The 15,850-nt window shown below is 42.3% G+C and carries 17 protein-coding genes; 12 read left to right on the top strand and 5 right to left on the bottom strand.

The genetic code is table 11. From position 1 onward, the window contains the following. The gene (locus ACRHOZ_RS14080) at positions 1-417 is read left to right on the top strand and encodes a hypothetical protein (RefSeq protein ID WP_431126696.1); all 417 of its coding nucleotides are present in this window, start codon (positions 1-3) and stop codon (positions 415-417) included. Continuing rightward, positions 410-1,387, top strand: coding sequence for a hypothetical protein (locus ACRHOZ_RS14085; protein WP_431126698.1), 978 nt, complete (start codon positions 410-412; stop codon positions 1,385-1,387). The genes ACRHOZ_RS14080 and ACRHOZ_RS14085 overlap by 8 nt, the downstream gene beginning before the upstream one ends. On the opposite strand, the gene ACRHOZ_RS14090 is transcribed toward ACRHOZ_RS14085, so the two are convergent. Next, entirely contained in the window at positions 1,384-2,484 is a 1,101-nt protein-coding gene (locus ACRHOZ_RS14090) for a lactonase family protein (protein WP_431126700.1), read from the bottom strand. The two genes, ACRHOZ_RS14085 and ACRHOZ_RS14090, sit on opposite strands and share 4 nt — an antisense overlap. A gap of 82 nt (positions 2,485-2,566) precedes the next feature. Here ACRHOZ_RS14090 and ACRHOZ_RS14095 point away from each other — a divergent pair, with 82 nt between their 5' ends. The 3 genes from ACRHOZ_RS14095 (at position 2,567) to ACRHOZ_RS14105 (ending at position 5,255) form a co-directional block, all read left to right on the top strand. Beyond that, on the top strand, positions 2,567-3,580 hold the full coding sequence (locus ACRHOZ_RS14095; RefSeq protein WP_431126702.1) for a helix-turn-helix domain-containing protein: 1,014 nt from the start codon (positions 2,567-2,569) through the stop codon (positions 3,578-3,580). A gap of 81 nt (positions 3,581-3,661) precedes the next feature. Further along, entirely contained in the window at positions 3,662-4,813 is a 1,152-nt protein-coding gene (locus ACRHOZ_RS14100; protein ID WP_431126704.1) for a PQQ-dependent sugar dehydrogenase, read from the top strand. A gap of 16 nt (positions 4,814-4,829) precedes the next feature. Beyond that, on the top strand, positions 4,830-5,255 hold the full coding sequence (locus tag ACRHOZ_RS14105; protein ID WP_431126706.1) for a nuclear transport factor 2 family protein: 426 nt from the start codon (positions 4,830-4,832) through the stop codon (positions 5,253-5,255). A 5-nt stretch (positions 5,256-5,260) separates the two neighbouring features. Here ACRHOZ_RS14105 and ACRHOZ_RS14110 read toward each other — a convergent pair whose 3' ends face one another. Together ACRHOZ_RS14110 and hemH are read right to left on the bottom strand one after the other, a co-directional pair. Continuing rightward, positions 5,261-6,643, bottom strand: a complete 1,383-nt coding sequence (locus ACRHOZ_RS14110) for an MATE family efflux transporter (protein ID WP_431126708.1) — start codon at positions 6,641-6,643, stop codon at positions 5,261-5,263. Continuing rightward, the gene (hemH, locus tag ACRHOZ_RS14115; RefSeq protein WP_431126710.1) at positions 6,644-7,675 is read right to left on the bottom strand and encodes a ferrochelatase; all 1,032 of its coding nucleotides are present in this window, start codon (positions 7,673-7,675) and stop codon (positions 6,644-6,646) included. Between the two features lie 244 nt (positions 7,676-7,919). Here hemH and ACRHOZ_RS14120 point away from each other — a divergent pair, with 244 nt between their 5' ends. After that, positions 7,920-8,645 carry an N-acetylmuramoyl-L-alanine amidase-like domain-containing protein gene (locus tag ACRHOZ_RS14120; protein ID WP_431126712.1) on the top strand — a complete coding sequence of 242 codons (726 nt, stop codon included), beginning with the start codon at positions 7,920-7,922 and terminating at the stop codon, positions 8,643-8,645. Here ACRHOZ_RS14120 and ACRHOZ_RS14125 read toward each other — a convergent pair. After that, on the bottom strand, positions 8,631-9,383 hold the full coding sequence (locus ACRHOZ_RS14125) for a ThuA domain-containing protein (RefSeq protein WP_431126714.1): 753 nt from the start codon (positions 9,381-9,383) through the stop codon (positions 8,631-8,633). The two genes, ACRHOZ_RS14120 and ACRHOZ_RS14125, sit on opposite strands and share 15 nt — an antisense overlap. 9 nt (positions 9,384-9,392) lie before the next feature. After that, positions 9,393-10,271 (bottom strand): helix-turn-helix domain-containing protein, encoded by an 879-nt coding sequence (locus ACRHOZ_RS14130; protein ID WP_431126716.1) that lies wholly within the window; start codon positions 10,269-10,271, stop codon positions 9,393-9,395. Between the two features lie 210 nt (positions 10,272-10,481). On the opposite strand from ACRHOZ_RS14130, the gene hemA reads away from it, so the two are divergent. From hemA to hemF, 6 genes are read left to right on the top strand one after another with little or no spacing between them, the layout of a single operon-like run. Further along, complete coding sequence (gene hemA / locus ACRHOZ_RS14135) at positions 10,482-11,738, top strand: glutamyl-tRNA reductase (protein ID WP_431126718.1); 1,257 nt, start codon at positions 10,482-10,484, stop codon at positions 11,736-11,738. Then, positions 11,735-12,661, top strand: a complete 927-nt coding sequence (hemC, locus tag ACRHOZ_RS14140; protein WP_431126719.1) for a hydroxymethylbilane synthase — start codon at positions 11,735-11,737, stop codon at positions 12,659-12,661. The genes hemA and hemC overlap by 4 nt, the downstream gene beginning before the upstream one ends. Beyond that, a complete protein-coding gene (locus tag ACRHOZ_RS14145) occupies positions 12,639-13,304 on the top strand; it encodes a uroporphyrinogen-III synthase (RefSeq protein ID WP_431126721.1) in 666 nt (221 codons plus the stop codon). Before hemC ends, ACRHOZ_RS14145 begins: the two co-directional genes overlap by 23 nt. 59 nt (positions 13,305-13,363) lie before the next feature. Beyond that, on the top strand, positions 13,364-14,389 hold the full coding sequence (gene hemE / locus ACRHOZ_RS14150) for a uroporphyrinogen decarboxylase (protein WP_431126723.1): 1,026 nt from the start codon (positions 13,364-13,366) through the stop codon (positions 14,387-14,389). A gap of 59 nt (positions 14,390-14,448) precedes the next feature. Continuing rightward, entirely contained in the window at positions 14,449-14,943 is a 495-nt protein-coding gene (locus ACRHOZ_RS14155; protein WP_431126725.1) for a DUF6973 domain-containing protein, read from the top strand. After that, positions 14,940-15,845 carry an oxygen-dependent coproporphyrinogen oxidase gene (hemF, locus tag ACRHOZ_RS14160; RefSeq protein ID WP_431126727.1) on the top strand — a complete coding sequence of 302 codons (906 nt, stop codon included), beginning with the start codon at positions 14,940-14,942 and terminating at the stop codon, positions 15,843-15,845. The genes ACRHOZ_RS14155 and hemF overlap by 4 nt, the downstream gene beginning before the upstream one ends. Positions 15,846-15,850: the final 5 nt, after the last annotated feature.

Here is a 15,850-nt window from a genome sequence, read left to right on the forward strand (position 1 = left end):
ATGAAATTAAAAGTCCTGCTCTTCTGTTTTATCTGTTTGTTCCACGTTGCTGTCTCTTTTGGGCAGGACAAAAAGGAAAACACGGTAATTTCTAAAAACTACTGCACCGAAATCGGCCGCTTTGATCTTCTGTTTGATGGGGATGAAATTGCGGGAGCCTATTATTTGATGCCCAAAAATGCCCTGGGCGGAATCTGGGGAAGGCTCGAGGGTAATGTAATGACGGGCAGGTGGCTTGATGCAGATGGCGAAGGAGACATCATACTCACTTTTAATGAGGACTTTTCCTTTTTTACCGCAGATTATAGAGGTGATGATGAGCCTGAAAAATGGTATAGGGATTCATGGCACGGATCCCTCCGCCCAAACAATGACAAAACTTTTGAGTCCAATGGTAAATCGTATCGCTGTGAGTAAATTAAACTTCCTTCCCCTTTTTATGTTGATTGCAATTCTGGGGTGTCAAAATCACCAACAACATGTTCAACCAGAGACAGTGGAAAAGCCCAAAAAGCTTGGCCCTTTTTATGGTGTTGTGCCCAGTGCTTCCCCAAAACTTTTGGCTCCGGAACTATTGGCTTCGCCAGCTACGGAATATAACGGTACCTTCACGCCAGACGGTATGGAGTTTTTCTACACCACGGATTTACCCAACAATGCTTATATCACCTTTACCCGAATGAATGCTGACAGTACTTGGAGTGAACCTCGTATTGCGCCATTTTCAGGTACGTATTCAGATTTTGACCCCTTGTTTTCTCCTGATGGGAATCGATTGTATTTCAGCTCAAGTAGACCCAAAGGGGACAACGAAAACAGTAAAATATGGTATGTGGAACGGGAAGGTAAAGACTGGGGAAGTCCCGTAAGAGTAGTTTTGACCGGGGAAGATGATAATGAATACTATAGTTCCTTGACCCATTCAGGTGCCATCTATTTTAATATCTGGTCCAAGGGGGACATCTATAAAGCAACACCTTCGGACTCCACATACACGATAGAGACATTACCTGATATCATCAATCAAGGTAGGGACAAAGGAGATCCCTTTATAGACCCCAATGAGGAATATCTGATTTATAGGGGATACGATGATACAATAGGACGAGGGGATTTATATATCACCTTTAATATGGATGGCGAATGGATCGAGCCCGAAAATCTTGGAACGCCCATTAATTCCGACCAGCATGAAATGTGTCCGTGGGTAAGCCCAGATGGAAAACTGTTCGTTTTTGCCAGTGGAAGGTTGGAAGAGCCGGCTCCCACCAAGGCATTGGATCCCATTAAAAATATTAACAGCACCTACAACAGCGGGCAGCTCAATCTGTATTATATGTCCGCGGATTTCATTCAGGAAATGAAAGCCAAGCACATCAAGGGTTAGTTTAAAAACTCAAGGCAAACGGGGCTCGGCATTTTAAATTCGTTTAAGAATTGAAGGGTTCCCTGTTCCTCATCCCTGGAATAAACGGTAATGTTATGGCTTCTTTGGTTAGCGACCAATAGGAACTTTCCTGTGGGATCCAAGCTAAAATTCCGTGGCCAATCTCCATGGACGGAAGTTCTGCCCACCACATTCAAAAGCCCCGAGTTTCCATCTACCGAAAAGACCACAATGGTATTTTCACCCCGATTGGAACCATATAAAAACTTGCCATCCGCAGACAAATGAATATCGGCACAATAGCTTTTCCCTTCAAAATCCGAAGCCAAGGTTTCCACGGTCTGAATTTCCTCGTAATCGCCATTTTCCTTCTTTTCAAAAACCGTTACAGTCGAGTTGAGTTCATTGATCACATACAAAGTCCCATTTTTGCCAAAAGTAAAATGCCTTGGTCCTGCACCTTCGGTCAGGTTCAAGGATGCTTGCTTTGCTGGACCAAACATATTTCCATCCAATTGGTATCTTTTTACCGCATCCAATCCCAAATCAGCCACAAACAAGTTATCCCCCTCAAATTGGGCCATATGAGCATGAGAGGTTTTAGAAGTATCCAGCACCTTATGGTCTATCACTTGTGAGTTTTCTGGAAGCAATCCATCATCGTTCAACTTAAAGACTGAAAAGTTCCCACCAGAGTAGTTGGAAGCCGCCAAAAAACCATTATCCGAAAGGGAGACATGGCAGGGATGTTTCCCTCCAGTACCCATACTATTCTGAAATTCCAAAATACTATCCTTTACAAGAAATGCAGAGACCCCGCCTCCCAAACTATCAAAATCTGCCACTTCATGCACCGCATATAGATTTGTCTTGTCTTCAGAAATCTTTAAAAAGGAAGGGTTGGCCAATTCCGCTACCAGGGTTTTGTTGCTTAACTCTCCCGTGGAAGCATTGAAAGTCAATCTGTAAATTCCTTCACTTTCCCCATCAGTATAGGTGCCTACAAACAAATGATGTTTCTTTTCCATTTTTTTCTTTTCAGAGCATCCTATCCCAAATAACAGGAGCATGGCCAAAATTGAAGTATATAATCGCATCTAAATCAAAGTGTTTTGCTAAAAATAACAACTTAAAACGGATTCCGGATTTTCTTTGGGTAGGACTTTCTATTTTTGAGTCATGAATGAAGATGTTATTTGGTTGGTTTTGAGCTGTTTGGGAATTGCACAAGCCCTTTTCCTCTTTGTTTATCTCGTCTCACTTCGCAAAACAAGTGATAAAACCAACATATTTCTGGCTTTTGTTATTTTGGGCCTTACCATTAGGATCGGGAAGTCCATTTTGAACGTTCATTTTGATTTGCTTCCCTGGCAACGCAATCTGGGAATTTCAGGGATTCTAATGACGGGGCCTTTTCTTTGGTTTTATGGCAAAGAACTTCTCGCCAATCCCAGAAAGTTTAATCGCAAAAACTATTTTCACCTGTTGCCCTTTGCCTTGTTTGCAGTTTTCTGTTCCTTGATTCCAAACGATGGCCGCCCTATTTCCTATGTTATTTACATCTTGGTCTTTGTACATCTTCTGCTCTACCTTGGACTTTCGGCAATGGTCTATCTTAAGGGTAGAAATAAAGTACATCCACAACGTGCTTCTTGGTACAGAAATTTGATTATTGGGGTCAGTCTCCTTTGGCTTTTCTATATGGGAAATCTTGCAGGACTCATCCCATTTTATATTGGGGGTGCTGTCTTTTTTTCCTTTCTGATTTACATTTTCTCCTTTCTCTTCCTTCAAAAACACGCGTTTCAATTAGGAAAATATAACGCATCGACCTTGAACAAATCCGAATCTGGAAGTTTGGTCAAGGAAGCGAAAGCACTACTGACCAAGGAAGAACTTTTTTTGGATGCGAATGTTTCGCTGGAATCCATAGCGCAGCGGATGCAAACACCCCCACGAAAATTATCCCAGGCCATCAATGAAAATGAGCGCAAGAATTTTTCTGATTTTGTAAACGAGTTCCGGATTGAAAAAGCCAAGCAGATGCTTGCTGACCCGAAACACCAACAAGATAAAATTGTGGCCATTGCCTACGACTGTGGATTTGGAAATGTCACTTCCTTTAATCTGGCCTTTAAGGCCAAGACCCAACTGACCCCGACTGCTTTTAGGAAACAAGCACAGGACTCCTAGGAAAGTTTTTCGTTTTAAAAATCATGATTTTTAAAGCCTTATGGGCTGAATTTTATCTCATTTGCATCAAAGTTTTTACCCATGAGGAAATTCATTCCAGTTTTACTGATGCTGACATTGTTGCTGGCCTGTGACGAAAAACAAGAGTCTTCTTCCATACCAGTTCCCGTGAAGAAAACTGTACTTGATGGGCTTAACCATCCGTGGAGCATGGCTTTTCTTTCGCCTACCCAAGCGCTGATATCAGAAAAGGATGGCAACCTGCTCAAAGTTGACCTGGAAACCAAAAAAAAGAGTGTCATCAAAGGCTTTCCAGTTGACCTAACGGATAGCATTCGCGCCGTTCATTTTGGTGACAACTCTGGAATCTTTGAAGTTTTAATTGACCCCAACTTCACGAAAACCCCTTGGGTGTATTTGAGTTATGCAGCTAAAAAGCCAGGTGTGGGAACTACCACTAAGGTGATTCGCGCCCAATTGAAAAATGATTCGCTTTACGGACATGAAACTTTGATCGAGGCAGCACCATATACCAAGGAATATTTCCATTATGGCGGAGGTATGGTGTTTGGTCCAGAGGGGAAACTCTACATAACCATTGGGGAACGGCTTTTTTGGGAACGGGATGAACCTGAAATTCCCATTGCGCAGGATCTAACTGACAAACGAGGAAAAATCTACAGGATAAACCCTGATGGGAGTATCCCGGAAGACAATCCGGATTTTGGGCCCGATGCTGTTCCAGGAATTTATGCTCTTGGGATTAGGGCCGCCCAAGGCATCACGGTGCAACCAGGCACTGGGAACATTTGGTTCAGTGAGCATGGCACCATTCAGGGGGATGAAATCAACCTTTTAAAAGCTGGAGGCAATTATGGTTGGCCCAATGTAACCTCAGGTAGGCTTCGAAGTTCAGATTATACGCCTCCTAAATTGGAAGGGGTCATTTTTACCCCTCCCATTTGGTTTTGGCCACATACTGTAGCTCCCACAGGACTTACATTTTATACTGGGGATGAATTTCCGCAATGGAAGAATGACCTTTTTGTTCCGGGATTGTCAAGAGGAAGTCTTTGGCGATTCCAAGTAGAAAATGAAACCATAAAAAGTGCTGAAGAATTGTTCGTGGATGACCGTGTTCGCATTCGGAAAGTACGGCAAAGTCCAGATGGCAAGCTTTATTTCTTGACGGACGAAGACAACGGAAAACTCATTCAAATTATACCACAATAAATCATAATCATTTAGCATGCACAAAACACTTTTACTTACCATTACCCTATTCGCATTCCTATCCTTGAAAGCCCAAGACGAAGAGACCGCTATCCGCGCCACCCTTCAAAATTACCTGGACGGGTCTTCCTATAGCAATCTGGAACAGATTACCTCAGCCTTTTATCCTGAAGCTGATTTGTTTCTATCAAAAAAAGATCAAGAATTGTGGGTTTTATCTCCTCAAGAGTATGCAGATCTATTCAAAAATAGAGAGCATGGAAAATTTAACGGCCGAGTGGGAAAAATTCTATCCATAGATCAATCCCATAATATTGCCATGGCCAAAGCCTCCATTGAAATCTCATCCAGAAATATGGTGTTTATTGACATCTTCCTTCTGAAAAAGCTTGCAGGGGAATGGAAGATCATTAGCAAAGCGGCCACCTTGATGCCAGAGTAATAAAGCTAGGCCACAGTTAGTTTTGTCTTTATTTCCTTCCTTAAGTAGTAGCCCGTTACTATGGTCGCCAATACGTCGGCAATAGGAAAGGAGAGCCAAACGCCCAGTTCACCCATAAAATGTGGAAGTAAGAGAATCAAAGGAATAAAAAAGAAGCCTTGGCGGGTCAAGGTCAGTAGCAAGGCTGGAATGGCCTTGCCCACCGCTTGGAAATAGGCCGCCCCTATCAACTGTAAAGCAATAATGGGAGTGGCTGCAAAAACCATCCGCATGGCATTGGGAGCATGATCCATTACAAACGCATTGGTCATAAGTTCCTCTGGAGGCAAATTCTCCTTATTGCTTAAAAACAAGCCTGTAAAGAAATCGGGGAAAATCATAAGTCCGATGAAAACTACTGTAGCGACCAATGCCGCATATTTAATGGCCGTATAGATGGATTCCTTGACACGATCATACTTGACCGCTCCGTAATTGAATCCAGCAATGGGCAAAAATCCTTGGGTAACTCCAAAAACGGGAAAAAAGGCAAACATCAACATGCGACCAATGATGGCATATACGGCCACCATGGCTTCTCCTCCCAAGTTGAACAAAATATTGTTCATCAACAGGTAGGTGATGCTGGTTACGGCCTGTCTGGCCAAGGTGACAAATCCCAAAGATCCCATCTCGGATAAAATGGGAAGGTTGAGCCAAAAATGGGAAAGCCCAATCTTTAGTTCGGAGTTCTTGGACAGAAAAAAATAGAGAATGTACGCAAAGCAAAAGAGATATCCTGCCGTAGTGGCCCAAGCGGCTCCATGCATCCCCCAATCGAACACATAGATAAAAATATAATCCATGAGCAAGTTCCCCACAGAAGGAATGATCATGGCAATCATGGCAAACTTGGGTTTGCCCTCAGCTCGGATTACCGTATTCCCCATCATGCAAAGAGCCAAAAATGGCACCCCGTAGAGTACAATGGTGTAGTAAACCTTAGCCAGTGGAAAAATGCTCCCCTTTCCCCCAAAGGCCGGAATAAGATCATCTACAAAATAGAGGCCCAAAGCAACCATGGCTATGGTCAGCAAGAGGGTAAGGGCTATCTGATTTCCAAAAGTTTTGAGAGCCTTTTGTTTGTCTCCAGAGCCCAGTGCGCGGGAAATTATACTGGATCCGCCCACCCCAATGGCCATTCCCAATGCAGCAATAAAAAAAGAGACCGGGAGCACCACATTAATGGCAGCAATAGCGATGGAACCAATCCAATTCCCCACAAAAATGGAATCTACCAATACATTTAGGGACATCACCAAGATACCAATGGAAGCAGGAACGGCCTGCTTGATCAGCAGTTTGCCAATGGGTTCTGTTCCCAATTGATCTGAGGAGACTTTGGCCATCTAAACAGGTAAGGATTCAGTGGCCTCCCACGTATTAACCCATTTGGACATCAAAGACACCCAAGAGTCGGTATCATTAAGACAGGGCACATGAATATAATCCTCACCTCCAGCTTCTTGGAATTGATGTTTTCCTTCCATGGCAATTTCCTCCAGGGTTTCCAAACAATCACTTACGAATGCTGGAGTAATAACGGCAAGCTTTTTTATCCCTTCCTGTGCAAAACGCTCAAACTCCTTATCGGTAAAAGGTTGCAACCAAGGATCACTTCCCAACCTTGACTGAAAAGAACTGCTGACCTTCTTCGTATCCAGCTGCAGTTCTTTTTTGACCAGTTCTGTAGTATCATAACATTGATGGCGGTAGCATGTATGATGCGCAACTGAATTGGTCTTACAGCAGTTGCCATCTATCTTACAGTGAAACTTGGTTGGGTCGGATTTCTTGATATGCCGCTCCGGGATTCCGTGATACGAAAACAGGATATGGTCGTATTCAAAGTCTTTCAATCCTTCTGCAATACTTTCGGATAGTACTTTAATGTACTCCGAATTTTTATAGAATGCCGGCATAGTGGTCAACTTAATGTTGGGAAACAACTCCTGTTGGATCTCCATGGTCTTAACCACCACCGTCTCATAAGAAGACATGGCGTAGTGTGGGTATAAGGGAACCAGAAGCACATCGTCCACACCTTTATCCGCTAATTCTTTCAATGCGTTTTTAATACTCATTGAGCCATAACGCATCCCCAAGGCCACCGGCATCTTGGTTTGCTGTTGTACCTTTTGTGCAAATCGCTCTGAAATAACAATCAGGGGCGAGCCTTCTTCCCACCAAATTTTGGCGTAGGCCTCAGCCGATTTTTTAGGACGTGTATTCAAAATGATGCCACGAACAATGATATTACGCAACCATTTTGGGGTATCAATGACCCGTTCATCCATCAAGAATTCATCCAAATAGGGTTTTACATCTTTAGCAGTTGGACTGTCCGGTGAACCTAAGTTGACAAGTAGTACTCCTTTCATAGCGGCTTATTCTATAGCATGGCAAAAATACTATTTGGGATTGATCTACTATTTGATTCCTTGAATTTGTTTCCTATAACTCTATAGATAATATTAATTTAGAGCGTAAATAGTAAAGATGAACCGGATATTCCTATTTCCTTTGGCGCTTTTTCTTTTAACAACTTGTGTCCTCCAAGCTCAAATTGTTTGTTCCCCCAACGATTCAGTTGCCTTTTCCATAAAGATGAATCAACTGGAACAAATGGATAATGCTGTTCTGGAAAATCCGATCATGGCGGTGGGCAAATCTTTTTTGGGAATGCCCTATGTTGAAAAAACCCTCGAAATTGGAGAAACTGAGTCCTTGGTGATTAACCTTAGGGGCTTTGATTGTACAACCTATGTGGAGAATGTTTTGGCCTTTAGCCTCTTGCTTCAAAACAAGGAACTGCAGTTTGAGAATTTTGCCAAAAACCTAGAGACCATTCGGTATAGAAATGGCAAATTAGATGGATATCCTTCTCGTTTGCACTATTTTACGGAATGGATTAGAAACAATGAGCAAAAGGGATTGGTCAAAAATATCACCAACGAATTGGGTGGCAAAGAGCACAAAAAAGCCATCAACTTTATGGGTACCCATAGAGAACTTTATCCTTTTTTGGCGGATCAGCAAAACTATCAGGATATGCTACAGGTGGAAAAAGAATTAGCCAAAGAAAGTCTTTGCATTTTGGCCCAAGATGAAATCGAAAACAAGGAAAATAAAATCCGCTCTGGAGATATCATCGCACTTGCTACATCCATTAAAGGACTGGATGTTACCCACACTGGATTTGCCATCGAGCACAATGGGAGAATCCACTTACTTCATGCGTCCAGCTCAGGTTCGGTTAGAATTACCCAAGAACCCCTGGTGGACTACCTGAAAAAAATAAAAAGTAATATTGGGATTATTGTGGCGAGGCCAAGCTTACTTTCGCCCTAAACACCATTCAATTCCGCCTAGAAGATGTTGTTTAAAATCGGCATCGTCAAAGGCTGCTTCTGTATGCCCCAATCCGGTGTAAAATGCCCTGCCCCCATCATATTCATGGTACCACGCTATAGGATGGTTATCTCCATTGGTTCCTCCATCATAGCTGGATTCATCCAACTTCATTAGCACATGGACATCGGGATTGAGATTCATGAAGTTGTACCACTCGTCAAAATGAAACCACTCTTCCTTTAGGTGCTGCGTGGAGGGATGGCTTCTGTCCACTACCTCAATTCTGGCCTTTTGCTGTTGTGGATGGTTTTCAAAATAGGCCCCTACCATTTTACCATACCAAGGCCAGTCGTATTCGGTGTCGGTAGCCGCATGGATTCCCATATAATTCCCGCCACTATTTATATAAGCTTTGAATGCATCTTGCTCTTGATCGTTAAGTACATCCATAGTAGTGCTCAGGAAAACAACAAGCTTGTAGTTTTTAAGGTTTGCCGCATTGAAGTCCGCTGAGGTTTCCGTCTGCAATACGATAAAACCATTAGCCCTTCCCAATTCCTTTAAGGTCTGCGCACCTTTTTCTATAGACTTATGCCGATAGCCTTCGGTTTTGCTAAATATTAAAACCAGCTCCGGTATTTTGGTTTGCGCGGACTCTTCTGTTTCTGTTTGGTCTTGGGCATTTACCCCTATGGCCATGGAAAGGGCCAAAAGGAACAGCTTGTAGGACTTCATGTTGATTATTTAAGTGCTTGAAGTTAAATATTTTTTGGGTGTTGTCCCATACTTCTTTTTAAATGATGCTATAAAATGACTGGCAGTGCTATACCCAACTTTTAAACCCACCTCATTGACATTGTGCCCGCCAGCCTCCAGCATTTTTCGAGCGTATTCCATCTTGTAATCAAACAAAAATCCATACACAGAGTCGCCATAAATTTGCTTGAAACCTTCCTTAAGTTTTTTTAAGCTCAGACCTATTTCCTGTGATAGTTCAGCCAAAGTGGGAGGTTCCGCCATTCTGGATATAATGATTTCCTTGGCCAATTTTAACCGCTTAACGTTGTCTTCATCAGCCAGGAAGGGACATTGTTCCAAATCGGCATCTTGGGTTTTGTTGAAATACAAGGACATCAGTTCATAAATCTTTCCCTTTACATACAACGTCTTGATGGAAGGATGCAGGTTATAGTTCATCAACTGACTTAGAACCACGGCCATAGCGGGAGTAACCACTTCTTGGGAATAGTATTTTTTCTCCTTGTTCTCCTCGCTCAGGAAAGGAATATAGCTGGCTTCATTGGAGAATAGCGAATGGAATTTTCGTATGGTCATGACCACGGATAGTAGCCAAGTATCTGGAAACACGCTGAGATTCAGAGGCAAATCCTTTTGGGTGTTATAGAGTAAAAGTGAATTTTCCTCAGATACTTCCAATTGATAATTTCCTTGGTTAAAATTGAATTTTCCACCCCCTTTTAAACAAAAGTGAAACTGAATGAAGGAGCTGTCAATCTCCCTTTCCACAAATCGGGTTTGATCCGTATCGTTCTGAATCTTAAGGACATAAAAGCCTTCTTCAATCAAAATTTCCTGGTATGACCCTTTGGCGACATTTTCCATATAAAAATCAGCTTGGATTATTAATTTCCTTCTATTTAGAATGGCTCTAAATTAAGTAACTTACCATCAAATTTACCAATAAAATCAATGTTTTTGGCAAATTATCGCTAAAAGAACCCTTAATGGCCTCTTGTCTGATACTTATAGTACCGCTAGCGTTATTTTTTATAAAATAGTGCACTTACTTTTGTTACCGTTTTAATATCCTTTATGAGGAGTTACCACATTTCAAGACATAATTCTTTTTATGCCATTGGCTTAAGCTATAAAAAAGCGGATGCCGAGGTCAGGGGAAAGTTCAGTTTGGATGTCCCTGCCATTGATCGCATTATGGTTCAAGCCAGAGAACAGGGTGTGGATGGACTCCTAGCTATTTCCACCTGTAACCGCACCGAGTTGTATGGGTTTGCCCAACATCCCTTTCAACTTATAAAAGCACTTTGTGATGAAACCCCAGGAAGTGTGGAAGAGTTTCAAGAGGTAGCCTATGTGTTCAAAAACCATGATGCCATATCTCACATGTTCAAAGTGGGTACGGGATTGGACAGTCAAATTTTGGGCGACTTTGAAATCATTAGTCAGATCAAACAGGGCTTTTACCGTGCCAAAAAGCACGAAATGGCCAATCCATTTATAGAACGACTTTGCAATGCCGTGATTCAGGCAAGTAAACGAATCAAAAATGAAACCGAGCTTTCTTCCGGCGCCACATCGGTGGCCTTTGCCTCGGTAAAGTATATCCTAAACCACGTTTCGGATATTGAAAACAAGAATATTTTATTGTTCGGAACTGGAAAAATAGGCCGTAACACTTGTGAAAACCTGATCAAGCATTCCAACAATTCCCATATTACCTTAATCAATAGAACGAGAGCCAAAGCAGAGGACATTGCCGGGAAATTTCATTTAACGGTCAAGGATTATGGAGATCTTCAGACAGAAATTAGAAAGGCTGACATCCTTGTAGTTGCGACCGGTGCCCAACTACCTACGGTTTCCAAGGCCCTCATTTATCCTAAAAAACCCTTGTTGATTCTGGATCTATCCGTTCCAAAAAATGTTTCGGATGATGTTCAGGAGTTGGACAATGTTACTTTGGTGCACTTGGACCAACTTTCTCAGATTACAGACGATACCCTGGTCAAACGAAAAGCCTTTATCCCAAAAGCCGAGGGCATTATTGAAGAAGTGAAAAAGGACTTTATCAAATGGTTGGAAACCCGAAAATTTGCTCCCGTCATCAATGCGCTTAAAGAAAAATTGAACACCATGAAGGCGGAGGAAATCGATTTCCATTCCAAGAAAATCTCCGATTTTAACCAAGATCAGGCGGAAATTTTGTCTGAACGCATTATCCAAAAAATCACCAAACAATTCGCAAACCATTTAAAGAGTGCCGAGGTAGATACTGCCGATAGTTTGGAACTTATCCAAAAGGTGTTCCAATTAGAAATCGATTCGAAATGAGCAAAATCATAAGAATTGGTACTCGCGATAGCGAGTTGGCATTATGGCAAGCTACAACCGTCCAAAATCAGTTGGCCGATTTGGGATATGACAGCACCTTGATTCCTATAAAATCTACTGGTGACCAAGTTTTGGACAAGCCGCTTTATGAACTTGGCATAACCGGAATTTTTACGAAAACGCTGGATGTGGCCATGCTTAAAGGCCAGATAGATATTGCTGTCCATTCCATGAAAGATGTGCCAACGCAACTCCCAAAAGGAATCGTTCAAGCTGCTGTTCTGGAAAGGGCTGTTACCCAAGATATATTGGTTCACAAAGGGTTGGATTTTTTGGATAAGGAAGTTCCAGCAACTATTGCCACAGGGAGTTTGCGAAGAAAAGCACAATGGCTCAACAAATATCCAAATCATAAAGTTGTGGATCTTAGGGGCAACGTGAACACGAGGCTCATCAAGCTCATAGAAAACGATTGGCAAGGGGCCATTTTTGCCAAGGCTGGTTTGGAACGAATCAAGTTGTTGCCTAAGGATGTACTTCATCTGGATTGGATGGTTCCCGCTCCCGCACAAGGCGCCATGTTGGTGGTTGCCATGGAAAGTGATGAGTTTTCAAGAGAAGCCCTCCAAAAACTGAATCATTCCAATTCTGAGTTGGCAACTAGTATAGAAAGGGAGTTCCTGAGGACTTTGGAAGGGGGTTGTACAGCACCCATAGGTGCGTTGGCCCACATAGAAAATGAAAATGTTCATTTTAAAGGAGTGCTCTTTTCCTTGGATGGACGTCAAAAGCTTCAAATAGAAAAGACCGTTTCCATGACCGCTGCCAAAGAATTGGGACAAAAATGTGCCAAAGAAATCCTTGACAAGGGGGGAGATAAATTAATGGACGAGATACGAAATGAAAACAGTGCTCTCCACTAAGGTTCTATCCCATTCCCAAAAAGAATTGTTCCTTAATTCCGGTATTGGTCTGGTAGAATACAACGCACTAAAGTTTAATTTTTTGGAGGTTGATATTCCACAACACATTACTCACCTAATTTTTACCAGCAAGAATGCGGTAAGGGCATTTCTTGATCAATCCGCTCACCTACAAGTTTCAACCTACCGCATATTTTGTGTGGGCGAAAAAACCAGGACACTTTTAGAAGAAACCGGTCTAAATGTGGTAAAAATGGCTGAAAATGCCTCGGAATTGGCCTATTTTATAGAAAAACAACATAAAAAAGAGCATTTTTTGTTTATCTGTGGAAATCGGAGAAGGGAAGAATTGCCCAACATTTTATCAGAAAATAACATTCGGTATGATGAAATAGAGGTTTATCAAACGGAATTGGTTCCAAAAAAGTTTAACCGCTCCTTTGATGGTCTTCTTTTTTTTAGTCCAAGTGGTATAAAAAGTTATTTGCTGGAAAACAGGATTAACGACAGTTGGCTTTTTTGCATTGGACATACCACAGCCCAAGAAGCCAAGAAATATTCAGATAAGTTGATTGTCGCGAAGCGACCAACAGTGGAAAACGTGTTGGTACAGGCTGTGAAAAAGCTGTCATTCCGCACTTGATGCGGAATCCATAATATTAAATTAAGACTCCTGCCAAGGTAGGAATGCAAATGACACATATGATTAAAAACGATTTGTTCCTTAGAGCACTAAAAGGTGAAACGGTAGACAGACCTCCCGTATGGATGATGCGTCAAGCGGGGCGTTATTTGCCCGAATTCATGGAACTAAGAAAGAAATACGACTTCTTTACCCGATGCCAGACACCAGAATTGGCTTCAGAAATCACCGTACAACCGATTCGAAGATACGGAATGGATGCGGCCATTCTTTTTAGCGATATCCTCGTAATTCCCCAAGCCATGGATATTGAGGTTCAAATGAAGCCTAATTTTGGCCCTTACCTCCCTTCCCCCATTCGCTCCTTGGAAGATGTTGATCAGGTTGTGATTCCGGATATCCAAGAATCCTTGGGCTATGTTATGGATGCCATTACCATGACCAAGGAAAAGTTGGAGGATGAAATCCCATTGATCGGTTTTGCGGGATCACCATGGACGATTCTTTGTTATTGTGTGGAAGGGCAAGGCAGTAAGAGTTTTGACAAGGCAAGAGGGTTCTGTTTTACCCAACCTGAGGCTGCTCACCAATTGCTTCAGAAAATTACGGATACTACAATTGCCTATTTAAAGGCTAAGGTGAAAGCTGGGGTAAATGCTGTCCAGGTATTTGATTCCTGGGGCGGGATGTTATCTCCTGTGGATTATCAGGAATTTTCCTGGAAGTACATTCAGCAGATCGTAGATGCTTTGAAAGATGAAGCTCCGGTTATTGTTTTTGGAAAAGGATGCTGGTTCGCCCTTAGGGAAATGGCCCAATCGGGTGCTTCAGCCGTTGGTGTGGACTGGACGTGTTCGGCACAAAATGCCCGCTATCTTACTGGAGGCAAAATTACTTTACAAGGAAACTTTGATCCTGCCCGATTACTTTCTCCTCCAGCTAAAATCAAGGAAATGGTCACCCAAATGATCAGGGATTTTGGTAAGGACAGATATGTGGTGAATTTAGGGCACGGCATTTTGCCACATATTCCTTTGGAGAATGCCCAAGCCTTTATCGAAGCGGTAAAAACATATAAAGAATAGAAAAAAGCAAGGATGCCGTCTGAATTTGACTTTTGGGAACTAAAGATCAAAACAACACCATGAATCCTTTCAAGGTTTTGCAACGATTGGATCTTAAAAGCATTTGGCTTCTTATAAAACTGTGTTTGAAATACCCTTTGTTGGTTTGGCCTACCATATTGGCAACCAGGGAATGCATGGCGATTTCAACAAGGGAATACTGCAAACTGCATCACAAAAATGGCCCAGCCAATGCATTCAGGCACGCATTATGGAATTTTTTGATTGCCCAAAAATGCCATAAATGGAATAAAAACAAGCAAAGGGTATTGAAATGGACGGAGAAAATAACGGACTGGCATGAGCATGCATTTCCAAATTCGGATTTAGCAAAAAAGATGGATTTGCACAACAATGCCATAGGCAGGATTCTTTTTCGGGAACAGGAATCGCATTCCGTACATCACATGGTAGTCTTGCTAAAGCAAAAGGCAGCAGTCTCCACAAAAGTTGACTCCACTTCAGACCTTGACAGCTTACATAACAAATTGATCCATATCGTAGAAGAACAATGAAAGATAAATTTTATGCCTACATAGAGCAATTACAAGACACCATAACTTCCAAATTGGAAGAAGTGGATGGAAAGGCGAAGTTTCAACAAGATCTATGGAAACGTCCAGAAGGAGGCGGAGGTCGAACCCGGGTGATCGAAAATGGAAACGTCTTTGAAAAAGGAGGTGTAAACATATCTGCCGTTCATGGGGAACTTCCTAAAAGCATGCAACAGTATTTTGGGGTTCAGGATGCAGATTTCTTTGCCTGTGGTTTAAGTTTGGTTATACACCCAAAGAGTCCAATGGTGCCAACGGTACATGCCAACTGGCGTTACTTTGAAATGTATGATAAACAAGGCAACATAGTAGATCAATGGTTTGGGGGCGGGCAGGATTTAACGCCCTACTATTTATTTGAAGAAGATGCCAAGCATTTTCATTCGGTTTGCAAAAAAGCCTGTGAGACCCATGACCCAGAATTTTATCCGAACTATAAAAAGCGCTGTGACGAGTACTTTTGGAATGCGCATAGAAACGAGGCAAGGGGCGTCGGCGGCCTTTTCTTCGATTACTGTAAAAAATCGGATGCCATGCAAATGGAGGATTGGTACAGCTTTGTAACCGAGGTTGGGAACAGCTTTATCGACGCTTATGTACCAATCGTTACAAAAAGAATGAACCTGCCTTATACGAAAGAACAAAGGGATTGGCAGGAAATCAGGCGGGGGCGTTATGTTGAATTTAACCTAGTGCATGACAAGGGTACATTGTTTGGTCTAAGGACCAATGGTCGCATAGAAAGTATCTTAATGAGCCTTCCACCTCATGTGCGATGGCAATATGACCATCATCCAGAACCGGGAAGCGAGGAGGAGAAGTTGATTGAGGTGTTACAATCACCCCGAGAGTGGGTAAACTAAGCTTA

It is taken from the genome of Flagellimonas flava (assembly GCF_050617915.1).
Lineage (GTDB): Bacteria > Bacteroidota > Bacteroidia > Flavobacteriales > Flavobacteriaceae > Flagellimonas > Flagellimonas flava_A.

Coding starts and splice junctions, on each gene's coding strand:
- ACRHOZ_RS14145 (WP_431126721.1), top strand. CDS start 12,639: ATGAAAACAGTGCTCTCCACTAAGGTTCTATCCCATTCCCAAAAAGAA.
- hemF (WP_431126727.1), top strand. CDS start 14,940: ATGAAAGATAAATTTTATGCCTACATAGAGCAATTACAAGACACCATA.
- hemA (WP_431126718.1), top strand. CDS start 10,482: ATGAGGAGTTACCACATTTCAAGACATAATTCTTTTTATGCCATTGGC.
- hemC (WP_431126719.1), top strand. CDS start 11,735: ATGAGCAAAATCATAAGAATTGGTACTCGCGATAGCGAGTTGGCATTA.
- ACRHOZ_RS14080 (WP_431126696.1), top strand. CDS start 1: ATGAAATTAAAAGTCCTGCTCTTCTGTTTTATCTGTTTGTTCCACGTT.
- hemE (WP_431126723.1), top strand. CDS start 13,364: ATGATTAAAAACGATTTGTTCCTTAGAGCACTAAAAGGTGAAACGGTA.
- ACRHOZ_RS14120 (WP_431126712.1), top strand. CDS start 7,920: ATGGATAATGCTGTTCTGGAAAATCCGATCATGGCGGTGGGCAAATCT.
- ACRHOZ_RS14155 (WP_431126725.1), top strand. CDS start 14,449: ATGAATCCTTTCAAGGTTTTGCAACGATTGGATCTTAAAAGCATTTGG.
- hemH (WP_431126710.1), bottom strand. CDS start 7,675: ATGAAAGGAGTACTACTTGTCAACTTAGGTTCACCGGACAGTCCAACT.
- ACRHOZ_RS14125 (WP_431126714.1), bottom strand. CDS start 9,383: ATGAAGTCCTACAAGCTGTTCCTTTTGGCCCTTTCCATGGCCATAGGG.
- ACRHOZ_RS14090 (WP_431126700.1), bottom strand. CDS start 2,484: ATGCGATTATATACTTCAATTTTGGCCATGCTCCTGTTATTTGGGATA.
- ACRHOZ_RS14130 (WP_431126716.1), bottom strand. CDS start 10,271: ATGGAAAATGTCGCCAAAGGGTCATACCAGGAAATTTTGATTGAAGAA.
- ACRHOZ_RS14105 (WP_431126706.1), top strand. CDS start 4,830: ATGCACAAAACACTTTTACTTACCATTACCCTATTCGCATTCCTATCC.
- ACRHOZ_RS14110 (WP_431126708.1), bottom strand. CDS start 6,643: ATGGCCAAAGTCTCCTCAGATCAATTGGGAACAGAACCCATTGGCAAA.
- ACRHOZ_RS14100 (WP_431126704.1), top strand. CDS start 3,662: ATGAGGAAATTCATTCCAGTTTTACTGATGCTGACATTGTTGCTGGCC.
- ACRHOZ_RS14095 (WP_431126702.1), top strand. CDS start 2,567: ATGAATGAAGATGTTATTTGGTTGGTTTTGAGCTGTTTGGGAATTGCA.